The following is a 19,483-nucleotide window of genomic DNA, read 5'->3' as shown; positions in this document are numbered from 1 at the left end:
TAGACTGCTGGTAGCTTGACTGCCGGTCATTGGAAACAACACACATGGAACATAAAGCTTCTGTCCTCGAAAACCTGGCCGACGTACGTGCCATGATCAAACGCCACAAGCGCAATGACACACTGTTTGCGGCAATTGGTCTGCTGTGCCTGATGTTTGGACTTGTCACGCTGATGTTGCTGTTTTGGCAACTGATTGCTGATGGTTACCCAAAATTCAATATCGATTTTCTGACTGAATTCCCTTCGCGCCGCGCAGGTCGTGCTGGTTTGCTGTCAGCCTGGGTAGGCTCTTTGCTCGTGATGGCGGTGACCTTCCTGACTGCGGTGCCTGTTGGCGTTGCCGCAGGGTTGTACCTTGAAGAATATGCCCCAAAAAACTGGTTTACTGACCTGATTGAAATCAACGTCTCCAACTTGGCTGGCGTACCTTCCATCATTTACGGTTTGCTGGCGTTAGGCTTGTTCGTGTATATGCTGGATTTCGGCCAGAGCATACTGACTGCAGGTTTAACCTTAGGTCTGCTCATTTTGCCGATTGTGATTGTATCGACCCGTGAAGCCATCCGCGCCATTCCGGTCTCTATTCGCGAAGCGGCTTATGGCGTCGGCGCAACCAAATGGCAAGTGGTGTATGACCACGTGTTCAAATACTCTTACGGCGGCATACTGACAGGTATTATTATCGGTATGGCACGTGCCCTGGGTGAAACCGCACCTATCATCACTATTGGCGCATTGACGTTTATCGCCTTTTTGCCACCCAGCCCGATTACAACTGAGCCACCCTTCCTCAACTTTGAATGGTTGTCATCCGGGTTTACCGTGATGCCAATCCAGATGTTTAACTGGTTGTCCCGCCCTGACCATGCCTTTCATGTCAATGCGGCGGCCACCGGCGCCCTCATTATCATCGTTACGCTGTTAATGAACGGCACAGCGATCTGGTTACGCTACAAAATTCGTAAAAATATTAAATGGTAATGCCACACAAGATTTAGGAAACTCCATGGCCACTGTCACAACTGCAATAAAAGCCGAAGCTCGCGATTTAAACTTCTTCTACAGCAACGGCGCCCGTGCCCTCAAAGGCATTTCCATGCCCTTGTATGAAAACAAGATCACGGCACTGATCGGCCCTTCTGGCTGCGGAAAATCTACTTTCCTGCGCTGCTTTAACCGTATGCATGACCTGTACCCAGGCAACAAATATCAGGGCCAAATTGTGATGCATCCTGACAACACCAATGTGCTGGATACTGGCGTAGACCCGATTGAAGTACGTATGCGCATCAGCATGGTGTTCCAGAAACCTAACCCGTTTCCAAAGTCCATCTATGAAAACGTGGCTTACGGTTTACGCGTACGTGGTGAAAACAACAAACGCATCATGGATGACAAGGTTGAAGAAGCGCTGAAAGGCGCGGCTTTATGGAACGAAGTCAAAGATCGTCTGCACGACCTGGCATTTAACCTCTCTGGCGGCCAGCAACAACGGTTGTGTATTGCCCGCGCACTGGCAACCGACCCAGAAATTATGCTGTTTGACGAGCCAACCTCTGCGTTGGACCCGATTGCCACGGCCAATATCGAAGAGTTAATGGTAGAACTGCGCAGCAAACTGACCATCCTCGTCGTCACCCACAACATGCAGCAAGCCGCGCGTGTGTCTGATTACACTGCTTATATGTACTTGGGTGAATTAATTGAGTACGATGACACCGACAAAATTTTTACCAATCCGGGCCGTAAAGAAACCGAAGATTACATTACCGGCAAGTTTGGTTAATCTAATTGTCTTAAAAAAAACGCCACGAATTATGTGGCGTTTTTTTATATGCATATCACTTATTATCTTTGACCTTTTATCTTTAGCCTTTGCGATGTTCTTGTCTGGATAATCTCAGCTAAAATTGATATTGCGATTTCAACCAGTGTGCAACTACCAATCTAAATACCAACTGGTCCGGTTACTCGTTTTTAACCGGCTTTATTTAGGAAGATAAGGGATGCTACCTGCAACATCTGTGTCATCTATCAGCTGAAAACGGCTTTCTGTACCCTCTTGTCTAGCTTTGGAGTAAGGGGCGTATTCTGGATCATTCGCAAACGCGACTGCTGCTTCTTTGTTCGGAAACTGGATCAACGCAATCAATGTGTTTTCCAATGGCTTACCCTCAAGCACATCAATATTGGCACTGCGACTTAAATACTTCCCACCATGTTTTTCAGCAATCAGGTGAACATGCTTTGCATATTCAGGCACCCATTCATCATTTTTAACTAGAACATCTGCAATTAGAAACGCTGCCATTTTCACTCCTTCATCGGTAAACTTTTAATTTTATTAGATCTCTATATTAGTAGATTTTTGACCAGTATTTATTGGAAGCGGCTGGACAATTCTCTGCTTCCAGGCTGCTGCATAGACTTCAAGCGCATCAATTTGGCCCACTTGAGCGCTTTACCTGTGGCTGATGTATAGCCTTCACGGCAACCTGCATGAGCGCAAGTCTTGCCTTATCTTGGCGGGCAAGCCCGGAGGCGTCAAGCCTCCCGGTAAAAATTCAAGATTTTACTGAGGAATCAAGGGAAATCAGGCAACTGCTGATGCGGCCATTGGCATATGGGTCAACATTAACCGCTCATAACAAGCCTGGAGCTTGTTTGCTTGGGCATCACTGGACCAGACCTGTTCGACATAGCGCCTGCCTTGTTTGCCGACGCGATCACGCAGTTGATGGTCTATCAGCAGGGTTTGTACCTGCTCGGCAAAATGTACCTCATCATCTTGTGCGATGAGCGCCCCCTGGCCCTGGCGCAAAATCGACGCCGTGCCAAGCTCGGCAATTGCCACCACGGGCGTGGCTTGCGCCATGGCTTCGAGCAAGACCAGGCCTTGGGTTTCGCTTTTGGAAGCAAACACAAAAATATCAGCGGCCTGATAAGCCGCATTGAGGCCCACGGCACGATCCAGATAACCGAGGAAGATGACATGCGATTGCAAACCGTTATCGCGCGCCATTTTCTTGAGCATGCCTTCGGCCGGGCCTTCTCCCGTAATCACCAGCAGTACTTCAGGATGATCCTGAATCACCAGTGATAACATTTCGAGCAGGAACTGGATATTTTTTTCATGCGCCACGCGCCCCACAAACAACAACAAAGGACGCTGTGGCGGAATACCATATTTCTCACGAAAAGCCGCGCCATCGCCTGTCACAAAGCGTGAAGCATCAAGCCCTGTAGGAATCACCGTGATGGGTGTTGTCACGCCATACTGTTGTAAGACATCTTTCATTTGGGCCGAGGGCGATACCACGGTATCTACCTGCTGGCATTGCTTGCGGGAAACGGTTTGTGCAATACGCACCGCCCATTTGCGTGGCACCCAGGGCAAATAATGATGCATGTAATCTTCAAAAAACGTGTGGTAGGTTTCCATGGCAGGCACCTGCAACCGTTTGGCAATTTTGAGTCCGGCATAATGGGCAATAAAAGGGGTGTGGATATGTACCAGGTCATAATCGCCAGGGTGCAGGCTATCCACATAGGCCATCAAGGCAGACCATTTCATCAAATAGTCTTCGGGATCGAACACTATCTTGCGTGCATCTATGCGCGTGATCCAGCTTTCATCAGCAGTCAGTGGCTGGCCTTCTTGCGCAGGATATAAAGGGGCGATCAGGTGTACGACATGTCCCTGTTCACGCAAGCTTTCTGCAAAGGTGCGGATGCTAGTGGAAACACCATTGACGCGGGGGAAGTACACATCTGAAATCATCAAAATTTTCATGCCATGTTCCGTAATGCCGGGTTCCGTGTTAACAATACTGACATAGCTTAACAAGCTTCCGTGATGCTTTTGTGACGAAAAAGGCTTTCACATCAACGTCATACAGACTTCATCTGACTGTCATTTAACACCTGCAAAGTGCGTACATGTCACTTCGCACAATGATGATCATACTGTTATTGGTCCTGGCATTGCCCAGTGAGGCACATGCCTGGGGATTGTATTCACATGTCGCTTATACCCACCAGTGGCTACAAGCACTGCCGCTATTGCCTTTGCCCTGGCTGGGGGTGATGCGGCGATATCCGACCTTGGTCATGGCGGGGGCTTGCCTGCCAGACCTGGCAGTGGTGTCGCGGACATTTAGCCATAGCCACGGCTGGGGCATGGGCCAGCAGTTGTTGCAGACCAAAAATGAACGCCAATTGGCGCTGGGCATCGGTTATAACATCCACCTGCTCACCGACGTGGTTGCCCACCAGCATTTTGTCCCAACCTTTGAAGCCAAATGGCGGCATCACAGCGTACTCACACACGCCGCTGCCGAATGGGCCATGGATGCCTATTTGCATCAGCCTGACATGCTTGCACCAGGCAAACTGTTGCGCATACACCGTAAAACGATTGTCGAGACGCTGTCGCCCGCCTGGCAATGCGAGGCCAATATTGTGCACAAAGCGGTTTCAAGGCTGGCCGGGGCCGATCAGGCCCTGCGCCTGTCGCGCATTCCGCAATACCTGCTGCACCGTTACCGCAGGCTGGATAACGAGTTTGAACACAAACTGGCTTATTACCGTGACCAGGTCACCTTGGCGCTGCATGACTTGCCTCAGCTGATCAATGGCAACTTTCCATCCTTGCATGCCGAACATATCAACCTGGGCATGGAGCAACTGGACGACTGGCGCCGGAAATGCCTGCAAGATGCGCGTCTGCGGCCGACGCGCGCCATCAGTGCTTTTGAACAGTATCAGCACCAATGGTTTAACCAGCCAGACTGCTAGTCTTTGTGCCGCGTAAAACTTGCTTGCCGGGCGCGACACCCATGAGCTATCCAATCTTGCGCAACCTCATCGTTCTCTCAAGCAAACTTGAATCTTCGGGCATTGTCTCCATCTAACAGACATCACCGGGCGATAGCCCGCCCCCTGGATAAAAAGAATATGCGCCCTCTTCGCTTTTTAATCATCAGCACCTCGCTGGTAGGTCTTTTGCATTATTACATCGGCGCCCGCTTGCTTAACCAGATGCCATGGCCACCAGCCATCTATTGGTCAGGGTGGGCATTACTGGCCTTATCGGCGCTTTTACAGCCCGTCGCCTTGCTGGCACGAGGCTTCCGCAACGCATGGTTAAGGGATACGGTCAGCTGGGTAGCGATGACCGTCATGGGCCTGTTTTCATCGCTGCTGGTATTCACTGTTTTACGTGATGTATTGTTACTGCTGGTGGCGGGCCTGCATGCCATGCAGTTCATGACTATTGATTTCGCCGTACTTGAAAAAAATACTGCTCTGATGGTGCTTGGCGCAACGTTGATGATCACCGTGGCTGGATTTATTCAGGCACGCAAACTGGCGAAGGTAGTGAATGTGACCGTACCACTGCGCAACCTGCCGCAAAGCCTGCATGGCTTCCGTATTGTGCAAATCAGCGATATTCACGTTGGGCCTACCATCAAGCAAGGTTATTTATCGCGCATTGTGCAAGAGGTCAATTCGCTGGAAGCCGATCTGGTCGCCATTACCGGAGACCTGGTCGATGGCCGTGTACACGAATTGTCGTCACACACCAAACCACTGGCCGAACTGACCGCGCGTCACGGTAGTTTTTTTGTCACCGGCAATCATGAATACTACTCGGGAGCGCTCGACTGGATACGCGAACTGGACCGACTGGGTGTGCGTGTGCTGCTGAATGAGCATGTACAACTTGCCCATGATGGCGCCACTTTAGTGGTAGCCGGGGTGACGGACTATAGCGCAGGCAGTTTTTACGATGATCACCAGAGTGATCCGCGCGCAGCCATTGCTGGCGCACCCAATGATGCGCCCAAAATCCTGCTGGCGCATCAACCCCGCAGCGCAGAGGCGGCTGAATCTGCCGGATTCGACCTGCAACTCTCAGGCCATACCCACGGCGGCCAGTTCTGGCCGTGGAAATACTTTGTGCCGCTGCAGCAACCTTATGTGGCTGGCCTGCATAAACTGCAAGACCTATGGGTGTATGTCAGCCGCGGCACAGGTTACTGGGGGCCACCTATCCGCTTCGGCGCCCCCTCAGAGATTACGTGTTTAACCCTGGTCCCACTCGATTAATCTAGCGTTGCGACTCTGCCAGAAACTAGGCATTTAAGCTTCTTCAGCCAGCCGACGGAAACGGATATCCGGCACATAAGTCGCCAGGATCAACAACAAGGCCGCCACCAGATAAATGGCGCGCAACGGATAATCCGTGACAAAACTGGCTGTGCGTGGTTTGTCTGACAGCGTGCGGTAAAACGCTTCAGTGTCTGCCCCTTTGAGGTAGCTACCCTTAAACTCACCAGCCAGCGATTTCAGGTAGTCCTCTTCCAGTTGCGATAGCATGCGGTCATACTCGGCGTAGGCGACAGGTGGGTCAGGTTCGTCCTGGCTAGGATCGGCATAAGTCACGCCAACCGCACCTGCATTGTTATTGTCGCTGACCGGCCAATACCCCACCGGTTTATTCGCTGAGTTATAGCGTGGAATTGCTATTTTTTGTGGGCCGCCAACGCCAATAAAGGTGAAAAACTCACCAATCTGCACACCACTCAGGTCCTGTTTGATGGTGACATTCACGCGAGGCGCTTCGTCACCATCGGTAAAAAACAGCATCTGTGCTGGCTGGTTAAGCGCGTCGTATACATGCGTGGCTGCATGCACGGCAAAACTCAGGCGGCTGTTACCTTTCCATGCCATGCGCCATTCCAGGTGATCGATGCCATCACTGATCACGTCCAGGTTTTTGCAGACTTCCAGCGGCGTTTGCAGCATGGCGATATTATCCGAGGCAAAAATCCCCAGGCTGAAATACGTCCCGCAGGGTGATTTGTGCACCAGCTGTTTCATCAAATACTGGCTATAGGCCAAACGGCTGACCGCCTTCTGGTTCAGGCTTTCATCTTCAGCGTTCATGCTTTGTGAAATATCGGCAATCAGCAAATAATGCTGCACCTGTTGTCTGAGCTGGATCTCCGGTTTCACCAAGGCAAGAAGCAACAACACCAAGGCAAGCCCATAGCATACCGGTTCGTAGCGTTGCTTTAACCATGTCATCCACTTCATTATGGCAATCCTATCGGCAAGTTACTGAGTTCCATATGCGACTGATCTTTGCTGGCGGCCTGCATACCGCGTGCCATCACCGAATGCAGCAAGGCCAGGTTGAATTTAGCGGCCTTGTCATCAGGCTGCAAACGCAACGCTTGCTCGTAGGAAATTTTGGCCTGGGTAAAGGCATACCTTGCTTCATCCTGGAAGGTGCCATCTTCATTAATCGTACGCACCAGGCCAGACAAAAACAGGTTATTGCCAATATTGAAATGGATATGCGGCAACTCTGCAGCGGGCGGGGCCAACTCCAGCGCCTGACCATAAGTTTGCACCGCATGCTTGTAATCGCCATGCTGGCCCTGATCATAAGCGGCCGTAAACTTCTGCAAGTAGGGTTCCGCGCCCTCCTTGATGACTTGACCGGTGCGAATCTGGTGATTTAAGTCACGCAGCATATGCAGCTGCCAACCAGAATAGAGCGTTCCGACAATCCCGATGAATGTCATACTGCCCCAAAACCAATTGGCATGTTTTTGATAAACTGTCATTAGTACACCTTTATCTGTTTAATAAATATCAGACCCAACCCTAGCAACAAAGCGACGACGATCAGGTCTTTGGCGTAGTCATGGCCAGGAATGATGACCCCATACTGGATCACATTCTTTTCCTTGGCATCAATTTCGCGCAAAGCAGATTCCAGCGCGGTTGCGTTATCCGCCTCAAATGCCTTGTACTTGATATTGAGAGATTGAAAAAATCGATCCAGCGCAATCGCTTCAGGCAAGTGGTCATCGTCATATTGATTGCCATTAAAAATACTGATGTCATCCGGCTCACGCAGCACAATCCAATACAAATTCAGTTTCTTACCCACCAGCTGTTTACGGATCTGGTATTTGACGCGTGGGCTTAATTTACCGGCGCCGTCCGACAACAATACAATCGCCCGCGATCCGGTACTTGGAATGTTTTCAAACAAGGTGACAGCGTTGGTAATGCCCGCGCCAATATTGGTCTGGTTGAGTGCCGGTCCGGTCGCGGCCTGAATAGCCGCATGAATACCATCACGGTTGGTCGTGATTTTCATGCCATATAAAGCTGAGTTGGTGAAACCAACCACGCCCATCATGTCATCTGGCCGCGAATCGATAAATGCGGTAATCAGGCGCCTGGCCGCAGCTGACTTGATTTCTGCTGCATGGCCGCCTGTTGCTTGCCCGGCAAACGGGTGATCCATACTGACACTACGATCAATCACAAACACGCTTTGTGCACCCTTACCAACTTTCTGTTCCTCATGGCTATCGCCTTGCGGGCTCGCCAGCGCCAGCACCAGGCACAATAGCAATAAGGCCGTCGCGGCTTTTACCATTAAATGGATACGCTCAGAAAATGGATCGTCAGGCACCATCTCCAGCCAAGAATAGGCTTGCGCATGCCGGCTTTTCAGCAGGAAAGGAACGGCTGCCACAGGGAGTAACAGCAAAAACCAAGGGTGTAACCAATGCATCACACCCTCCGTTCACAGTAACGTAACTGGCGTGCGAGTGTCTTGCATTGCTGCAAATACTCAGCAGTCGGTAACTGGCCGCCATACAACACTGCATTTGACTGCACAAAAAAGGTTTTTATTTGCGATTCCAGCGGCTGAAACACCGGCTGTTCTGCTACAAACGCTGGCACGTGGCTGGCCAGCATTTGTTGTCCAAAGCGATCGTTAAACGCCTGCTGCATGACCAGCGCTGCCTGTTTCTGGCCATCTGAGGTGGCTGGCAAACGCTTGAGTTGGCGATAAGCGCGTGCAAAATCGCCATTCATTATCGGCAACCAGCGCCAATCGGCATTCCGGTAAAGCAGGACAAGGCTACCCACCACTGCCAGCAACAGGCTCACTGCCAGCCAGCGCTGTATCATGTCTGTTTTCTTCAACAGCGGATGGTATTGCGCAATCACGGTAGGTTGAGCTGGCTGCAAACGATCCGGCAATTGCGACATCAGCCAGAAACGCCACGCGGGTATTTCGGCGAAGGCCCCACTATTAAATACAATACGCTCGGCAGGCAATTGCAACTGCACCGGTTTGCCGCTGCTGGCAAACACCTGGTATTCAAATACCAATGTATACCTCTTTTCACCCGCCTGTGACTCGTTGCTGACCTGAACCTGCCTGAGCTCTACGCCGTGCCGTTGCAACCCCTTCAAAGGCAGATCATTTTCGTTGAGCTGGTCCTGCCCAGAGACCGAGAGCCTGACTGTGCGCTGCAATACATCACCCAGTTGTATACCCGCATAAGTAGCAGGGTTCTGCACACTCAATACCTTGACCCCTACGGGCTGCGTTTTTGTCACCTGCGTCTCGGCGAATGCTGGCATTGCAATCAGGCACACGGCCAACCACCCTAAAAAAATCTGTTTCATCACGATACTTTCGGTTTCACTATGGGACTCTAGTGAATAAGTTGTTCAAAATAATCCGACAGCAAGCCAGCCTCAAAATGGCCAGCAACATACAAAGGCCGGATATCAAAGCGTGCAAACAATTGATCGAGTGCCTGTTTGCGTTGTTCAAACTGTTCGGCAAACTGGTTACGGATCGCCTGGCGGAAAAAGATGGTTCTTTGCAGGCCTGTTTCCGGATCCTGCAAATTGCCAAACCCAAAGCGTGGCAAGCGCTGGTACTCCTGCGGATCCCATAACACCACCGGGATCACCTGGTGATTCGACATGCCGTTGAGTCCGCGCTCGATTAAACTCAGTGAAAAATGAAAATCCGATATCCAGAACACCAGGCCTTTTTGCTGCCCCAACCATCCGGTGGCTTCTACTATGCCCTGACTATCCTTGTGCGTGTTACGAAATCCGGCCAGCTGGGCAATGGTGTCAAAAGACTGATGCGCATGATGACCAGGTGCCTGGCTCAGGTGGGGAATCACGGCATGGTCATAACTCACCATGCCAAAGAGGTCGCTGTTTTCATGCGCAGAGCAGGCAATCGAAGCTGCCACGGCCTGCACGGTCTCGAGCTTGCTGGCCTGTCCCTGAAACTGCATCGAGCTGGATAAATCACATACGGCATACAGCGGCGTCGAGGCTTCTTGCTTGAACACGCGCACTTGTACCTGTTCATAAGGGTCACGCAAAGTCTGACGCAAATCCAGGCGCCTGGCATCCGGGTAATCCACCAGCGACACATGCTTGCTGAATTCATCGCCAGGGCCACGCTGTATACCCAAGTGCTCCCCGGAATGCACACTACCGGATCGCCAGGGTACCTGGTAAAAAAACGGCTGCGCGTTAGCCGGAATCATGCTGCTTTCGCCTTAGGCGGCACACTGACTGTCGCCAGGATCTGATTGGTCAGTTCACGTGACAACTCGGTACGGCGGCTCTCAAACATGGGATTCAACACCAGGCGGTGCGCGATGATCTCATGAAATACCGCATGAATATCTTCAGGGTACAGGCTGTCTCGCTCCATCAGCCAGGCGTGTACACGCGCCGCTTTAAGCAACATGCCCATGCCGCGCGGGCTGGCACCGGTATGAATCAGGCGGTTGACATCCACGCTGTCGAGCTGGATGCCAAACGCCGCCGGGGATTGCGTGGCCTGCCATAAATCCAGCGCGTAATCTTCCAGGACATCACTCGCACTGATGTGGTTTTGCAACACATCGGAGAACGCATTGAGCTGGTCGTAAGCCAGTACGCCACTCTGGACCTGCTGCGTCAGGCGTTCAGCATGCTGGAACTTCACATCAAACATCAGCGCCTTGCGCAGATTCCTGTCGTCAGGAATCTCAATCGGGATTTCCATCATAAAGCGGTCACGGGCAGCCGATGGGATTTCAAAAGTTTCATTTTTCTCGACCTGGTTACGGTCAGCAAATACCAGCATATGTGGCAAACGGTATTCTTTTTTGAAGGCATGCACATGACGTTCTGCCATCACGCGCAACATCAAGGCATGTACTTGCGGGCGTGCACGGTTGATCTCGTTAAAGAAAAAGACCGAGAGCTGTTCACCCGCCCTGAGCAAAGGCCCCTCATCCACTTTCGGACGACCATCTTCACCGAGGAAAGTATGATAAATCAAGTCATTTGGCATTAAATCCACCGTGCCTTCGATACGCTCATACGCGCCACCCAGGCCCCGGGCGATGGATTGCAACAAGGTTGTTTTACCCACGCCCACGCCACCTTCAAGCAGCACATGACCGCGGGCGAAAATAGCAATATTAATGGCGCGGATGGCCTTGTCCTGGCCAACAACGACCTTTTTCACTTCATTTTCAAGCGTGAGCGCATGAGCGCGCCAGTCCGCCAGTTGTGTTGCAATGGAGACAGATGTCATGGTAATCCCTTGTTAACAAATTCAGCCGGAGCTATGATGCCAGAGTAGCTTTTGGAAAACAGTGTGACATCCACTGGTTGCAATTTGCGTGAAGCCACGCTAATATGCAGACAGGTCTGTTCACTTCTTTCTAGTCTACTGCAGCCATTGAAAAAAAAGCAAGAGGATTTTAGGGGTTATCGGCGTGAATCTATTAACGATCGTGAATCAGACCAGACAGCGATACGGCCGCATGTGCAAGGCTTATGCCACGCACGGCTTATGGAAGCTGGGGTTTAAACAATGGGGTAAGCATGCGCCTTTTTACAGGCTGCGTGATGAATTTCTCGGCTGGAATATGCAGCGGATTCAACAAACGGGCGCGAGTGCTCTCAATGTGCAGGATATTTCCACTATCCGCCAGATGCTGGAAACTGCGCAACAACGGTCCATGGCCAAGTTGCCCCCTGCCCTGCTGGATCAATGGTTTTTCCTGGCGGTAGGTGCCATACAGGTACAGTCGCAAACAGGCAGCAGTAAGGCCTGGCAACTGTTTGACCAGTCCGTGCATAGCCAGCTGGCGCCGCCTGTTTTTTACCGCTCGCTGTCATTTGGCCTGCTAGTGAGTTTGTGTGTGATGTGGATGACTTTTGCCCCAATGAAGCAAAAACCGTTGGAAGCTGAGCCTTTGGAGAGCCCGCTCAGCCAGAATGTGGGTACCGCTGATCCTGTCACGCTGAGCCTGCTCAACCTAGCCTACCAGAAAATGCAAAATGGCAGCTGCCAACTGCCGCAGGCAGCCATGCTGCCTGAAGTACAGCGTCGCGCCTTCATCCTGTTTGTGACAGAAGGCAAGGTCGATACAGACCAGGTGGAACCGTTACGGCAAGCGCTAGGCTATGTTAGCTGCCTTTACCCGCAAGAACTGATGCGGCCACAAGGGCGGGATCGTATCTCTAGTGAATAAGCAAAGTACATACTAAAAGATCGGGAACCCTGAAATCGGGATCACTGAAAGTCGGGATAAAAGGATAAGCAATGAACATGCGAGACAAAATACTGAATATAGCGAGTAGCCTGTTTGACAGCAGAGGGATACAGGCCTCGGGCGTAGATACAATCATTCTGGAAGCTGGCGTGGCGAAAGCAACGCTGTACAAGCATTTCCCAAGCAAGAATCAGCTCATCACAGCTTACCTGCGTGACAAGTCTGACAAATTTTATGCCTGGTTAAATGCCCAGTTAGCCTCCAAAAAGGCCGAGTCACAAGAATTATTGCTGCTGCTTTGCGAATTGATGGAACAATGGATCAGCCAGCCGGAATTTCGTGGCCTGCCGTTTCATATCGCAGCCGTCGAGTTTCCGGAGGCTGAACATCCTATCAATCAATACTCAGCGGTACTCTCTGCTGAATTACAACGCTATTTATGTGGCATTGCCCGCCATGCCGGTGCCAAAGATCCTGAAGCATTAGGCCAGCAACTGACCATCCTGTTTGAAGGTGCCGCTTTGGTTGAGCGGCTCACCCCCAACACTGGTGCCGCCGCACGTGCAAAACTCGCAGCCGTGACACTGGTGCATAACGCCCTCTAATACAACCACTGCCACCCACCAAGGGGTGGCAGTGCCTTCTTTACTATTTATTCTATGGTGCTTTAATTATCAGAATTTGCCAGGAGTGTAAGCCTGCGCAATGAAATGATTAGCCACGTTTGCACATCACACTTTTGACTTTGTGACTGCCTGCACAAGTACGCCTGAAGCGTTGCCATCATCATGACCCTGGTTGGCAACGAATCCTTTTAATGATCGCTCGTTTGACTGCGCTCGTGTCTCCATGTTACCAGCAACTGCAAGCAGTCAAGTAGCGTAAGAGCAGCCTGTCTCAAGATGTCCTGTTCTGGTAGCTTCATGAGAAAAGGCTATTAACCGCCCACGTTTTTTTACAAAGATGACCAGTTGTCATCATCACTCTTTCCGGTCACTTTAATTTAAATACCATTTGGTAAAAATATATTGACAAGCGCACTAATGCTGTTTTATTATTTATTTACCAAATGGTATTTAATTAATCATTAAAGGAGTTATATATGAGTGCCCTACAACAACGCATTGCATTGATCACAGGCGGTAACCGCGGGATTGGTTTCGAAACTGCCAAAAAACTGGCAGAACAGGGAATAAAGGTGGTGATTGGTGTGCGTGACCAGCTCAAAGGTGAACAGGCAGTGGCAGAATTAAAGGCGCTGGGGGCCGATGCAGATTATGTACTGTACGATGCAAGCTTAGCTGACGCCGCACAAAAAGTCGCCCAGACGCTGGAATCCCGGTACGGCAAGCTGGATATCCTGGTCAATAACGCAGGCATCCTGAAAGAAGAACTCATCGGGCAAAATAACAGCTTGACGGTAGATCAAGAAACACTCAAAACCACCTTTGAGGCCAACTTCTTTGCCGTCATTGCCCTGACTCAGGCATTACTGCCATTACTACAACGTTCCCCCGCAGGCCGTATCGTCAACCTGTCCAGCATCCTGGGGTCACAAACCCTGCATAGCACACCTAACTCGCCGATCGAAGTCGCCAAAGGCCTTGCCTACAATGCATCAAAAAGTGCTTTGAATATGTTCACCATCCATTTGGCGCATGCCTTGAAGGACAGCAATATTAAAGTCAATTCAGCACACCCTGGCTGGGTAAAAACCGAACTGGGTGGGCCGCATGCACCAATGGAAATCAGCGATAGCTGGAAAACTTCAATCAGACTAGCCACGTTGGATGAACAAGGCCCTACAGGCGGTTATTTCCACGAAGACCAAATCTTGCCATGGTAAACAGCGCAAACAAACGGGTGGCACTTAAACGTAAGCTAGTGTTCGCCCTGCTGATGTCGCTGGTGACCGTCAACATTGTCACCTTATCTATTTTGCTTCTGAATCATGTGCCAGCAGCTCACTTTTTAGAGAAATGGTTGACTAGTATCAGCATCGCCTGGCCTATCGTCCTCATTAGCATTCTGCTTTTAGCGCCTGCTTTACTGCGCTTGACGGAGTGGCTGATCAAAGAAAATGCCTAAAGCACCGCCCTGCCGAACCACGGCGGTGCATTTCAAAATGTTGTTTCGTCATAGAGGGTTCAGTGGCGCTTACTATATTCATGAAGATATAGTTATTTGACACCCACACAAGCAGTCACTTTAATTTCCTCGCTCAATTACTCTGTGAAAATCAAAACACATTGCTTTCGAAGATTATTACAGCAAGTCGTAGAATGAATTACCGTTAACACCGGACAGCGTGATTACCTTATGTGGCAATGCTGCTGAGAAACGTGTCCTACTTATTGAGAGAAAGTGATGCCTGCGCACAGGGTGTGCCAAAGCCACACTGGAACTGAAGCGGAGAGGAGGAAATATAAGCCAGTCTATCGCGTCTGCTCAGGGGCGCGTATTCAAGCTTTCTCAATACTGGATGAATCAGGGTTGAATAACCCTGAGCCTTGCAAGCGCAGTGACAAACCATCGGCAAGATTGGCTAAGTGTCAGCGAATCATCGCTGCGCCATCAGAACGGCTTGCGTGGCTCCAGGTGACGGAAAATAATGCGGCCTTTATCCATATCATAAGGCGACATTTCAATGGTGATTTTGTCCCCAGCCAGGATACGGATTTTGTGTTTACGCATCTTGCCGCCGGTATAAGCAATCAATTCATGACCATTATCCAGTTTCACGCGATAACGCGCATCTGGCAGAATCTCAGTCACTGCACCTTGCATTTCAATTAACTCTTCTTTTGCCATTCAGCATCCTTTTTAACAATAAAAAAGCCCGGATTGGCCGGGCTTTTTCCGTTAGGTTGCTCAAAAGCAACCCGGCGGACAATCATTGAATTATTCAATAATTTGAATGTTTGCAGCTTGCTTGCCTTTAGGACCAGTAGCTACTTCAAAGCTTACGCGCTGATTTTCTTTCAATGTTTTGAAGCCTGCAGATTGAATTGCAGAAAAATGTGCGAACAAATCTTCGCCGCCGTTATCCGGAGTAATAAAACCAAAACCTTTAGAATCGTTAAACCATTTAACAGAACCTGTCACCATAATAAATCCTTGAATAAAAATAAAAAATCGGGCAAAAACCCATAAAAACGAGGATCAAGATGGCGAGAAGTAACGATAGAACCAAAAGATAGAACCGGAGAACAACAACACTACTTGAACGTCGTGAGGTTGTACTATGCACGTAATATTGAATATTGGCAACAACTATTTAATCATCCGGCGAAAATCAAACAATCACAGGCCGGGAGTCATCATAATGATGACCATGAGGCAGGTATCTCGCGCACAAGATAATCCATAAATACCCTGACCTTATTGGTGATTGCATGCTTGTCGCGAAAGCATGCATAAAACTCCAGTGGCAAACTCTCGGCGGTCATCATATCGGGATATGCTGCAGAAGGCTGGAACAGCGGGACCAGCGATCCTTTTACGATATCTCCATTGGCAACAAAGGCAGCCAATCGCGCAATCCCCGCCCCTTCAAGGGCCAGCCGGTGTAAAGAATCAATATCATTACAGATAATACTAGGCTTGATTTCAGGCTCATACAGCATGCCATTACGGTTAAATGTCCAGCTGAGCAAACGGCCATTCACCGGGATGCGGAACAGCAGGCAGTCATGCCCTGACAAGGCTTCTGGTGTCTGAGGAATACCTTTTCGTTGAAGATAGGCAGGCGCCGCGCAAAACAATACGGGGACGGTCGCAATTTTTCTGGCTACCAGGCCTGGTTCCAGTTGTTGCTTAAAACGAATGCTGATATCGATATCTTCCGTCACATGATCCAAGCTATGATCAGACAACACCAACTCAATGGAAACTTTTGGGTAAGTGCGTGTAAATGCAGGAATTAGTGGCATAAGTACATGGCGGCCAAAGGCCACCGATGACCCTATCCGCAAGCGGCCCTGCGGCTGGCCTTGAAACTCGGTAATCACAGATTGTGCCTTGGCCAGTGCCTCTATGATAGGTTGTACTTCCGCATAATAAAGCTCACCACTTTCAGTCATGGCCAGTTTACGGGTTGTTCGCATCAACAAACGCGTGCCTAGCGATCTTTCCAGTCGCTGGATGTTCTGGCTGGCTGCAGCAGCAGTAATCCCTTGCAGCCTTGCGCCGGCTGCAATACTGCCTGCCTGGACGGCTTTGACAAAACTTTCTATGCTTCTCAGAGTATCCATTAACTATCGATCATAACCAACTATTCGATAGTTTATCTATAAAGTGATTCAATATTCAAGAGACTACTCCAAGCTTTTGAATCGTTTTATAGTGCATGCATTGACTGGAGAGCATGATGAATCAAACAAAAAGTAGTTTCCGCAAGATCCCGAAAAAATATACGGCTTATGTATTTGCTTTCTTCATGGCGGGCATCATGGCATTTTTAATGTCTATGGTAATTGTTGCCGCCAATAGTGGTTTACATTCGGGTTACGTATTACGTGTCTTGCACGCATATTCACTGGCGATGCCCGTCGCATTTTGTTGCGTATTGATCGTCAGGCCTATCGTAATGCATCTAGTCACGCGATTGGTTGACGGACATTAAGTGACACTTCAGAAATAAGAAACGGATGCCTAGGCATCCGTTATTTCAGTGTCCTCCTAAAACAGCGGCGTGTAAAGCATGACGATTAAATAACCAACCGCTGCACCGGCGAGCACATCACTGGGATAATGCAACCCCAACACCACACGCGAGACACCTACCAACACCACAAAGGGATACACGATAGGAAATAATTGCGGGTAGTAATGTAAGGCTACCATACCAAATGCTACGGCATGCAGGGTGTGCCCTGAGGGAAAGCTGAAATAATCCAGAGGCGTCCCGCTTAACAGTACGTCCTGCCGAACCTGGAATGGTCGCGGACGGCTGGTACGATGTTTAAGCCATTTGTAGACCAAGGTACCCGTGAGGCCTGCCGTGAGCATATGCAAACAGACATAGAGGCCGTGCTGGCCTTGCGTCACTGCAATCACCAGCATCAGCAAGTACCAGAACATGCCATCACCCATACGTGAAATGGCGCGGAAAAAATGGCGAATCAGGCGATATTGCCCGGTATGACTGACTTTGACACACAGCCGGCTGTCAACCGACTGCACCCATCCCAGTGTTTGTTGTAGTTTCAGCATCGCACGTCCTTTCCGGGGATGACCCCGACTTATGCTTTTTGGGTAAGCATAGTGTGACGATGATGCTTGAAACTATCGTGAAGGATTGATGAAGTTAATATGACGTGTGCTTACTTCCATAGCACACGGTAGACAAAGCCCGGAAACGAGAGCACGAGGAAGATACACAATGTGATGCTGTAGTACTCCCATCCTTGTGGCCACACCTGGCCCATCACAAAGCGTTCAACCAGGTAGGCGATGCCAAGCGTAATAAAATACGCCGGCAACAATGCCACAAAGCGCTGCCATAACTGGCTGACTGAGCCAACCAGGCCCAGCCACTTATCCGAGACCCAGCCAAGATTTGCCATAAACAGCATGATCAACAAAAACAGTAATTTTGTCGCCATGATGAATTACTGCAGGCTGATCAGCAAACTGTGGCCACAGACACTGAGCAGGATTTCCGGAAACAAGCCAAGACCCAACAAGGCCAGTGTCTGCACACTGAGCACAAAACGCATATCAAGCGGCGCTGTCAGTGGCGCATGATCCACAGCCTCATCAAAATACATTTTGCGCACAATATTGAGGTAGTAAAAAGCACCTATGGTCGCCATCAAAACTGCCAATACCACTTGCCAGGTAAAGCCTGCCTGCCAGGCCGCTTGTAGCACGGTAAACTTGGCATAAAAGCCCACGGTTGGCGGGATCCCAGCCATGCTGAACATCACAATCAGCATCAGGAACGCATACCATGGATGGCGCTGGTTCAAGCCTTTCAGGTCATTGATTTCATCCGCCTCAAATCCCTTGCGGCTTAACAGCAGAATAATGCCAAAACCTGAAATAGACATCAGTACATAGGCGGCAATATAGAAGAAACTGGAAGCAAAGCCATTCGCATTCGCACTCATCATGCCAAACATGATGAAGCCCACATTCGAGATGGTTGAATAAGCCAGCATGCGCTTGAGGTTGGTTTGTACAATGGCACTAAAGTTACCGATAATAATCGACAGCACGGCCATCAGCACCAGCATGTCTTGCCAATCCAGCGCCAGTGGATGCAAGCCTTGCACAAGCAAGCGTACCGTCATGGCATAAGCAGCCAGTTTGGGCACAGAACCAATCAGCAAGGTCATCGGTGTGGGTGAGCCCTGGTAGACATCAGGCACCCACATCTGGAAAGGCACTGCACCAAACTTGAAGGCGATACCGGCCACGACAAATACCAGGCCCATGATCAGCACCGGACTCTTGCTTTGCTGAAGAATCCTGTTGGCAATATCAGTCACATCCAGGCTGCCCGTCATGCCATACAGCATACTCATGCCATATAGCAGCATGCCGGAAGCCAGTGCGCCTAACACAAAGTATTTCATGGCAGATTCCGACGCCTTTGGATTATCGCGATCAAATGCCACCAGGGAATACAAACAAAGCGACAATAATTCAAGGCCGATGTAAATGGTCAGCAGATTGTGACCTGACACCATAATCATCATCCCGAGCAAACCAAACAACACCATGGCATAGAACTCGCCACGGTAGAGGTTGCGGTCTTGCAGGTATTTACGCGTATACACCAGAATCAGCGATGTACTCAGATACATCATCAGCTTGATGACATCTGACAAGGTGTCGTCGATAAACATGTGCGAGAAGGCAAAGCCCACCGCAGGAGTATGGGTTTTAAAGGTAAAGAAGGCTGCAGCAAATAGCGTGAACTGGCTCAGGCCATAAATCATGGAACGGTTCTGAGGCAGGATAAACAAATCCAGCAACAAAATAAACATAGCCATCCCGAGGACAACCAGTTCCGGCAACAGGGCGAGCAAATCGAATTGCATATTATCCATTTTTTAAAATCCT

General features: G+C 50.0%; 23 protein-coding genes. 9 read left to right on the top strand and 14 right to left on the bottom strand.

What is annotated here, in order from left to right:
• Positions 1-44 precede the first annotated feature (44 nt).
• The gene (gene pstA / locus ACJ67_RS05725; protein ID WP_049638244.1) at positions 45-983 is read left to right on the top strand and encodes a phosphate ABC transporter permease PstA; all 939 of its coding nucleotides are present in this window, start codon (positions 45-47) and stop codon (positions 981-983) included.
• A gap of 25 nt (positions 984-1,008) precedes the next feature.
• A complete protein-coding gene (gene pstB, locus ACJ67_RS05720) occupies positions 1,009-1,788 on the top strand; it encodes a phosphate ABC transporter ATP-binding protein PstB (RefSeq protein WP_049638243.1) in 780 nt (259 codons plus the stop codon).
• A 201-nt stretch (positions 1,789-1,989) separates the two neighbouring features.
• Here pstB and ACJ67_RS05715 read toward each other — a convergent pair whose 3' ends face one another.
• Positions 1,990-2,313, bottom strand: coding sequence for a DUF1330 domain-containing protein (locus ACJ67_RS05715; RefSeq protein WP_049638242.1), 324 nt, complete (start codon positions 2,311-2,313; stop codon positions 1,990-1,992).
• Positions 2,314-2,595: 282 nt separating this feature from the next.
• Positions 2,596-3,795: a glycosyltransferase gene (locus tag ACJ67_RS05710; protein WP_197080672.1), complete on the bottom strand. Its 1,200-nt coding sequence runs from the start codon at positions 3,793-3,795 to the stop codon at positions 2,596-2,598.
• 146 nt (positions 3,796-3,941) lie between these two features.
• On the opposite strand from ACJ67_RS05710, the gene ACJ67_RS05705 reads away from it, so the two are divergent.
• Both ACJ67_RS05705 and ACJ67_RS05700 read left to right on the top strand, forming a co-directional pair.
• A complete protein-coding gene (locus ACJ67_RS05705) occupies positions 3,942-4,799 on the top strand; it encodes a zinc dependent phospholipase C family protein (RefSeq protein WP_049638241.1) in 858 nt (285 codons plus the stop codon).
• Between the two features lie 159 nt (positions 4,800-4,958).
• A complete protein-coding gene (locus ACJ67_RS05700) occupies positions 4,959-6,113 on the top strand; it encodes a metallophosphoesterase (RefSeq protein WP_049638240.1) in 1,155 nt (384 codons plus the stop codon).
• 33 nt (positions 6,114-6,146) lie between these two features.
• Here the strand turns inward: ACJ67_RS05700 and ACJ67_RS05695 are convergent, their stop codons facing one another.
• Genes ACJ67_RS05695 through ACJ67_RS05670 form a run of 6 tightly spaced genes read right to left on the bottom strand, consistent with a single transcriptional unit; the run spans position 6,147 to position 11,445 of the window.
• Positions 6,147-7,103 (bottom strand): VWA domain-containing protein, encoded by a 957-nt coding sequence (locus ACJ67_RS05695; RefSeq protein ID WP_049638239.1) that lies wholly within the window; start codon positions 7,101-7,103, stop codon positions 6,147-6,149.
• Positions 7,103-7,639 carry a hypothetical protein gene (locus ACJ67_RS05690; protein ID WP_049638238.1) on the bottom strand — a complete coding sequence of 179 codons (537 nt, stop codon included), beginning with the start codon at positions 7,637-7,639 and terminating at the stop codon, positions 7,103-7,105. Before ACJ67_RS05690 ends, ACJ67_RS05695 begins: the two co-directional genes overlap by 1 nt.
• Positions 7,639-8,604 carry a VWA domain-containing protein gene (locus tag ACJ67_RS05685; protein WP_049638237.1) on the bottom strand — a complete coding sequence of 322 codons (966 nt, stop codon included), beginning with the start codon at positions 8,602-8,604 and terminating at the stop codon, positions 7,639-7,641. Before ACJ67_RS05685 ends, ACJ67_RS05690 begins: the two co-directional genes overlap by 1 nt.
• Entirely contained in the window at positions 8,604-9,512 is a 909-nt protein-coding gene (locus ACJ67_RS05680) for a hypothetical protein (protein ID WP_049638236.1), read from the bottom strand. The genes ACJ67_RS05685 and ACJ67_RS05680 overlap by 1 nt, the downstream gene beginning before the upstream one ends.
• Before the next feature lie 29 nt (positions 9,513-9,541).
• Positions 9,542-10,402 (bottom strand): DUF58 domain-containing protein, encoded by an 861-nt coding sequence (locus tag ACJ67_RS05675; RefSeq protein WP_049638235.1) that lies wholly within the window; start codon positions 10,400-10,402, stop codon positions 9,542-9,544.
• Positions 10,399-11,445, bottom strand: a complete 1,047-nt coding sequence (locus ACJ67_RS05670; protein WP_049638234.1) for a MoxR family ATPase — start codon at positions 11,443-11,445, stop codon at positions 10,399-10,401. The genes ACJ67_RS05675 and ACJ67_RS05670 overlap by 4 nt, the downstream gene beginning before the upstream one ends.
• Before the next feature lie 184 nt (positions 11,446-11,629).
• Between ACJ67_RS05670 and ACJ67_RS05665 the strand changes: the two genes are divergently transcribed.
• From ACJ67_RS05665 to ACJ67_RS05650, 4 genes are all read left to right on the top strand, one after another.
• Positions 11,630-12,391, top strand: a complete 762-nt coding sequence (locus ACJ67_RS05665) for a hypothetical protein (protein ID WP_197080671.1) — start codon at positions 11,630-11,632, stop codon at positions 12,389-12,391.
• 71 nt (positions 12,392-12,462) lie between these two features.
• Positions 12,463-13,017: a TetR/AcrR family transcriptional regulator gene (locus ACJ67_RS05660; protein WP_049638232.1), complete on the top strand. Its 555-nt coding sequence runs from the start codon at positions 12,463-12,465 to the stop codon at positions 13,015-13,017.
• A 497-nt stretch (positions 13,018-13,514) separates the two neighbouring features.
• Positions 13,515-14,258, top strand: coding sequence for an SDR family oxidoreductase (locus ACJ67_RS05655; RefSeq protein ID WP_049638231.1), 744 nt, complete (start codon positions 13,515-13,517; stop codon positions 14,256-14,258).
• Positions 14,252-14,500, top strand: coding sequence for a DUF2798 domain-containing protein (locus ACJ67_RS05650; protein ID WP_049638230.1), 249 nt, complete (start codon positions 14,252-14,254; stop codon positions 14,498-14,500). The genes ACJ67_RS05655 and ACJ67_RS05650 overlap by 7 nt, the downstream gene beginning before the upstream one ends.
• 486 nt (positions 14,501-14,986) lie before the next feature.
• Here the strand turns inward: ACJ67_RS05650 and infA are convergent, their stop codons facing one another.
• From infA to ACJ67_RS05635, 3 genes are all read right to left on the bottom strand, one after another.
• Positions 14,987-15,223, bottom strand: a complete 237-nt coding sequence (infA, locus tag ACJ67_RS05645; protein WP_018985695.1) for a translation initiation factor IF-1 — start codon at positions 15,221-15,223, stop codon at positions 14,987-14,989.
• Between the two features lie 90 nt (positions 15,224-15,313).
• Positions 15,314-15,520: a cold-shock protein gene (locus tag ACJ67_RS05640; RefSeq protein ID WP_018985697.1), complete on the bottom strand. Its 207-nt coding sequence runs from the start codon at positions 15,518-15,520 to the stop codon at positions 15,314-15,316.
• Positions 15,521-15,732: 212 nt separating this feature from the next.
• Positions 15,733-16,665 (bottom strand): LysR family transcriptional regulator, encoded by a 933-nt coding sequence (locus ACJ67_RS05635; protein WP_049638229.1) that lies wholly within the window; start codon positions 16,663-16,665, stop codon positions 15,733-15,735.
• A gap of 116 nt (positions 16,666-16,781) precedes the next feature.
• Between ACJ67_RS05635 and ACJ67_RS05630 the strand changes: the two genes are divergently transcribed.
• On the top strand, positions 16,782-17,036 hold the full coding sequence (locus tag ACJ67_RS05630) for a DUF2798 domain-containing protein (RefSeq protein ID WP_049638228.1): 255 nt from the start codon (positions 16,782-16,784) through the stop codon (positions 17,034-17,036).
• Between the two features lie 56 nt (positions 17,037-17,092).
• On the opposite strand, the gene ACJ67_RS05625 is transcribed toward ACJ67_RS05630, so the two are convergent.
• From ACJ67_RS05625 to nuoN, 3 genes are all read right to left on the bottom strand, one after another.
• Entirely contained in the window at positions 17,093-17,626 is a 534-nt protein-coding gene (locus tag ACJ67_RS05625; protein WP_049638227.1) for a phosphatase PAP2 family protein, read from the bottom strand.
• A gap of 110 nt (positions 17,627-17,736) precedes the next feature.
• Positions 17,737-18,018, bottom strand: a complete 282-nt coding sequence (locus tag ACJ67_RS05620) for a DUF2818 family protein (RefSeq protein ID WP_049638226.1) — start codon at positions 18,016-18,018, stop codon at positions 17,737-17,739.
• A gap of 6 nt (positions 18,019-18,024) precedes the next feature.
• Positions 18,025-19,470, bottom strand: a complete 1,446-nt coding sequence (nuoN, locus tag ACJ67_RS05615) for an NADH-quinone oxidoreductase subunit NuoN (protein WP_049638225.1) — start codon at positions 19,468-19,470, stop codon at positions 18,025-18,027.
• Positions 19,471-19,483: the final 13 nt, after the last annotated feature.

Origin of the sequence: Methylophilus sp. TWE2, assembly GCF_001183865.1 — a bacterium.
Taxonomy (GTDB): Bacteria; Pseudomonadota; Gammaproteobacteria; order Burkholderiales; family Methylophilaceae; genus Methylophilus.
The sequence above is the reverse complement of the archived record's forward strand: the minus strand, read 5'-3'. Positions and strand labels throughout refer to the sequence as shown.

Coding starts and splice junctions, on each gene's coding strand:
- ACJ67_RS05710 (WP_197080672.1), bottom strand. CDS start 3,795: ATGAAAATTTTGATGATTTCAGATGTGTACTTCCCCCGCGTCAATGGT.
- ACJ67_RS05635 (WP_049638229.1), bottom strand. CDS start 16,665: ATGGATACTCTGAGAAGCATAGAAAGTTTTGTCAAAGCCGTCCAGGCA.
- ACJ67_RS05690 (WP_049638238.1), bottom strand. CDS start 7,639: ATGACAGTTTATCAAAAACATGCCAATTGGTTTTGGGGCAGTATGACA.
- ACJ67_RS05700 (WP_049638240.1), top strand. CDS start 4,959: ATGCGCCCTCTTCGCTTTTTAATCATCAGCACCTCGCTGGTAGGTCTT.
- ACJ67_RS05685 (WP_049638237.1), bottom strand. CDS start 8,604: ATGCATTGGTTACACCCTTGGTTTTTGCTGTTACTCCCTGTGGCAGCC.
- ACJ67_RS05630 (WP_049638228.1), top strand. CDS start 16,782: ATGAATCAAACAAAAAGTAGTTTCCGCAAGATCCCGAAAAAATATACG.
- ACJ67_RS05655 (WP_049638231.1), top strand. CDS start 13,515: ATGAGTGCCCTACAACAACGCATTGCATTGATCACAGGCGGTAACCGC.
- ACJ67_RS05680 (WP_049638236.1), bottom strand. CDS start 9,512: ATGAAACAGATTTTTTTAGGGTGGTTGGCCGTGTGCCTGATTGCAATG.
- ACJ67_RS05625 (WP_049638227.1), bottom strand. CDS start 17,626: ATGCTGAAACTACAACAAACACTGGGATGGGTGCAGTCGGTTGACAGC.
- ACJ67_RS05715 (WP_049638242.1), bottom strand. CDS start 2,313: ATGGCAGCGTTTCTAATTGCAGATGTTCTAGTTAAAAATGATGAATGG.
- infA (WP_018985695.1), bottom strand. CDS start 15,223: ATGGCAAAAGAAGAGTTAATTGAAATGCAAGGTGCAGTGACTGAGATT.
- ACJ67_RS05650 (WP_049638230.1), top strand. CDS start 14,252: ATGGTAAACAGCGCAAACAAACGGGTGGCACTTAAACGTAAGCTAGTG.
- ACJ67_RS05640 (WP_018985697.1), bottom strand. CDS start 15,520: ATGGTGACAGGTTCTGTTAAATGGTTTAACGATTCTAAAGGTTTTGGT.
- ACJ67_RS05670 (WP_049638234.1), bottom strand. CDS start 11,445: ATGACATCTGTCTCCATTGCAACACAACTGGCGGACTGGCGCGCTCAT.
- ACJ67_RS05660 (WP_049638232.1), top strand. CDS start 12,463: ATGAACATGCGAGACAAAATACTGAATATAGCGAGTAGCCTGTTTGAC.
- pstB (WP_049638243.1), top strand. CDS start 1,009: ATGGCCACTGTCACAACTGCAATAAAAGCCGAAGCTCGCGATTTAAAC.
- ACJ67_RS05675 (WP_049638235.1), bottom strand. CDS start 10,402: ATGATTCCGGCTAACGCGCAGCCGTTTTTTTACCAGGTACCCTGGCGA.
- nuoN (WP_049638225.1), bottom strand. CDS start 19,470: ATGGATAATATGCAATTCGATTTGCTCGCCCTGTTGCCGGAACTGGTT.
- ACJ67_RS05620 (WP_049638226.1), bottom strand. CDS start 18,018: ATGGCGACAAAATTACTGTTTTTGTTGATCATGCTGTTTATGGCAAAT.
- ACJ67_RS05705 (WP_049638241.1), top strand. CDS start 3,942: ATGTCACTTCGCACAATGATGATCATACTGTTATTGGTCCTGGCATTG.
- pstA (WP_049638244.1), top strand. CDS start 45: ATGGAACATAAAGCTTCTGTCCTCGAAAACCTGGCCGACGTACGTGCC.
- ACJ67_RS05695 (WP_049638239.1), bottom strand. CDS start 7,103: ATGAAGTGGATGACATGGTTAAAGCAACGCTACGAACCGGTATGCTAT.